This is a genomic window from Streptomyces sp. NPDC031340, from assembly GCF_055569945.1.
This window is the reverse complement of the sequence record NZ_JBVIIE010000119.1, coordinates 1-4,301: the sequence shown is the minus strand read 5'-3', so window position 1 is coordinate 4,301 and position 4,301 is coordinate 1. Positions and strand designations below refer to the sequence as shown.

General features: G+C 72.7%; 1 protein-coding gene. It reads right to left on the bottom strand.

Annotation, left to right across the window (positions count from 1 at the left end):
- A partial coding sequence (locus tag ACZ5GT_RS40590; RefSeq protein ID WP_469036935.1) for an amino acid adenylation domain-containing protein occupies positions 1–4,271 on the bottom strand: 4,271 nt, incomplete at its 3' end.
- Positions 4,272–4,301: the final 30 nt, after the last annotated feature.

Genomic DNA, 4,301 nt, shown 5'->3' with positions numbered 1-4,301 from the left:
CCGGTACGGTACATACGGCTTCCCCGCGGACCGAAGGGATCGGCAACAAAGCGCTCCGCCGTCAGCCCCGGCCGCCCCAGATACCCGCGGGCCAGTTGCCCTCCCGCCACGTACAGCTCGCCCACCACGCCCGGCGGCACCGGACGCAGCCACCCGTCCAGCACGTGGAGGCGCAGTCCCGGGATGCCGTGGCCGATCGCTCCCTGAGCGGTTCCCTCCGCGTCCCCGGCGGACAGTGGGAGGTAAGTGGCGTGCACCGTCGTCTCGGTGATGCCGTACATGTTCACCAGGGCCGGCGTGTCGTCCGGGTGGCAGGCGTACCAGTCCCTGAGGCGTGCCGCGTCGAGCGCCTCCCCGCCGAAGATCACGGTGCGCAGTGCCGGCCGGGAAGCGGGTTCCCGCCCCCCGGTCCTGGCTTCGGCCTCGGCCCGCATGAGTGCGTAGAACGCCGACGGTGTCTGGTTCAGAACCGTCACGCGCTCACGGACGAGGAGGTCGAGGAAGTCGCGCGGAGACCGGGACACGTCGAACGGAACGATGACCAGCCGGCCGCCGTACAGCAGAGCCCCCCACAGCTCCCACACCGAGAAGTCGAAGGCGTAGGAGTGGAACCACGGCCAGACGTCATCCGGTCCGAAGCCGTACCACGTGTCGGTGGCGGCGAACAGGCGGGTCACGTTCTGGTGCGGCACCACCACGCCCTTGGGGCGGCCGGTGGAGCCGGAGGTGTGGATCACGTAGGCGGGGTGGGCCGGCAGCAGGGGCGCCCGGCGGTCGGCGTCGGTGACCGCTCCGGCGTCCTGGGCGGCCGCCCGGGCCCGCACGTCCTCGTCGTCCCAGCACAGCCACAGCGGGTCGCCCGGGACGGCTTCGAACCAGGTCCGCCCCCGTGATTCGCCGGCGAGGACCACGAGGGGGCGCACATCCGCCACCACGTCGGCGATGCGCTCCGCCGGGTATGCCGGATCGATCGGCACGTAGGCGCCACCTGCCTTGAGGACCGACAGCAGGGCCACCACCAGATCGACCGAGCGCTCCATCACCACGGCGACCAGCGTCTCCGGCCCCACCCCGGCCTCGATGAGCAGACGGGCCAACCGGTTGGAACGTTCGTCCAGTTCGGCGTAGCCGATGTGCTGGTCGCCGCAGGTGACCGCGATCGCCCGCGGATCGCGGGCCGCCCGTGCGGCGAACGCCGCGGGCAGGGTGGCGGCCTGTGGCACAGCCACCGCCGGCGCCTGCCGCTGGGCGGGCGCTCCGTGGGCTTCGATGCCGCTCGGCGCGGAAACGCGGCGGACGGCACGGTCGGGGTGGGCGGTGAGGGCCTCCAGCAGTTGCGCGAAATCTCCGGCCAGACGCTCCACGGTCGCCCGGTCGAAGGCGTCCGTGCGATAGCCGAAGCGGACGGTGCTCCCCTCGTGCACCACGACGCTCAGGGGATAGTGGGTGCTCTCGTGGCCCTGCACGCCGGTCAGCCGCAGCGCTCCGTCCGGGGACGGGAGCGCGGCGCGGTCGACCGGGTAGTTCTCGAAGACCAGCAGCGTGTCGAACAGCTGCCGGTCGTGGCCGGCGCACCGGGTGATGTCGGCCAGGCCCAGGTGCTGGTGGGCCAGCAGCGCGGCCTGTTCGCCCTGCACCCGCGCCAGCAGTGCGGCGACCGTCTCCCGGGGATCGAGCCGGACCCTGACCGGCAGGGTGTTGATGAACAGGCCGATCATGGATTCGGCGCCGGGCAGCTCCGGCGGCCGGCCGGCGACGGTGGCGCCGAAGACCACGTCCTGCCGTCCGGTGAAACGGCTGAGCAGCAGTGCCCAGGCGGTCTGCATCACCGTGTTGGGCGTCAGCCCCCTGGCACGGGTGAGGTCGCGCAGGGCGGCGACGCTGTCCGCGGACAGGACGAGGTCGAAGTGGTCGGTGCCGTTCCCGTCCGCCGGCCCCTTGGGCGTGGCGGGCTCCGTGTGCCCGGCAGGCCCGCGCAGCGCACCGGCGAGCTCGGTGGGCCCGTCGACCCCGCGCAGGGCCTCCCGCCACACGTCGCGCGCCGCGTCCCGGTCACGGTCCGCCAGCCAGGCCAGGTAGGCGCCGTACGGGGTGGTCCGCGACAGGTGCCGGGGGTCCGCGCCCGACGCGTACAGCGTGAACAGTTCTCGTAGGAGGACCGGCGTGGACCAGCCGTCCAGCAGGATGTGCTGGTTGGTCAGCAGCAGGACGTGCCGGCGCGCGTCGAGACGGACCGACGCCACCCGCAGCAGCGGCGGGCGGGCCATGTCGAAGCGCTCGCCGCGTTCCTTGCGCGCCAGCCGGTCCAGGGCCGTGCGCTTTTCCGGCTCCGGCAGGCCGGACAGGTCGACCGTCTTCCAGGGGAGTTCCGGATCGGGCAGCACCACCTGGACGGGAGCGCCGGCACCGGAGTCCGCCAGGAAGGCGGCGCGCAAATTGGGGTGCCGGCGCAGGAGAACCGTCCACGCCGCCCGCATCAACCGCTCGTCGAGCGCCCCGTCGAGTTCCAGGCGCAGCTGGGCGGTATAGGTGTCGGTGCCATGTGCGTCCAGCGCCGCGTGGAACAGGAAGGCTTCCTGGATCGGGGAGAGCGGCAGTACGTCCTCCAGGCCAGGATGGGCGGCCTCCAGCCGCTCGACGCCCGCCTGGTCCAGTTCCACGAGCGGGAAGTCGGACGGGGTGTGACCGCCTCGGGGGCCGCTGACCACGTCACGCAAGGCGTCCGTCCAGTGGTCGGCCAGTTCCCGCACCTCCCGCTCCGTCAGGGCCTGCGCGGCCCAGGACCACGTCGTGATCAGGGCGGGGCCGTCGGGCGTCCGGACGGCGAGGGCGTTGATTTCCAGGCAGTGCGTCGAGGGCCCGTCGTCACCGGCGCCGACGTCGGCCGGCTCCCAGGGACGTTCGTCGGCGGTGCCGGAGACCGCTTCGGGACGGCCCAGGTAGTTGAACAGGACCTGTGCCCTGGGTGCCCGGGAGAGCAGCGCGGCGGTGCGTGGGTTGAGGTGGCGCAGCAGCCCGTACCCCAGGCCCTCGCCGGGGACCGACCGCAGCTCCTCCTTGACCCTCTTGACAGCGGCCGAGGGGTCGTTGTCCCCGGCCGGCAGTCGCACGGGGTGTATCGAGGTGAACCAGCCGACGGTACGGGACAGGTCCAGGCCGGGCCGGTCGCTTCCGTACGGGGTACGGCCGTGGCTCTCCACGTCGACCAGCACGTCCTGGCTCGTCTCCGTACCGTGTGCCCGGCGCCACCGGTGCACCGCCACCCCGAGCGCGCCCAGCAGTACGTCGTTCACCCCTCCGTGGAAGGCGGCGGGCGTCTCGGACAGCAGCACGGTGGTGAGGGGCGCGGGGAGAGAGACGGTGAACCTGCCGCCGGCGGCATCGGAGGCGTAATCCTCGAACAGCGGGCCGGACTCCTCCAGTACCCCTGTCCAGTAGGGCAGTTCAGCGAGTACCTCGGGTTCCTGCGCCTGCGCCGTCAGGTGCTCGGCCCAGCGCCGGAAGGACACCGGTACCGGGGGGAGGGAGGCGGGCCGGCCGGCGGACAGCGCCTCCCAGGCGGTCCGGAGGTCGGGCAGGAGGATCCGCCAGGACACCCCGTCGACGCACAGGTGGTGAATCGTCAGGAGCAGCCGCCCGGCCCGTCGCGGTCCCGCGTCGAACCACACCGCCTGGACCATGACACCGTCCTCGGGCGACAACCGCCCGGCGGCTTCCTGGGCGTGCCGCGCGATCACGGGATCCGCCAGGCTGTCCGGAAGGGGGTCCGTCCCGGTGTCCGGGACGATCACGCGGTGCACGATCCGCCTTCCCGCGTCCGTGCTTCCCCGTCGCCCGACCGTGAGGTCCCACCGTCGCCCGTCGTCGGCCGCGTCCACGCGCAGCCGGAGGGCGTCGTGGTGGTCCAGCAGAGCCTGGACGGCGTCGATGAGGTGGTTCTCGCCCAGCCCGGCCGGAACGGTCAGCAGGACGCACTGGTGGAAATCGGCCAGCCGGCCACCGCTTTCGCGCTGCTGGTGCATGACCGGGAGCGAGGGCACGGGACCCGTGCCCTCGTCGTGCGCCGTCGGCGTCCGATCCCCGGGCGTGTCGTGGCACGCCTCGGCCAACGCGGCCACCGTTCGGCGTTCGAACACGTCGCGTGCGCTGATCCGGAGTCCGGCCTCACGCGCCCGGGCGACGACCTGGAGGGACATGATGCTGTCCCCGCCGAGTTCGAAGAAGTTGTCGTCGACGCCGATGTCCGGTGTGCCCAGGACGTCGGCGAACACTTCGCAGAGTATGCGCTCGCGGGCGGTGCG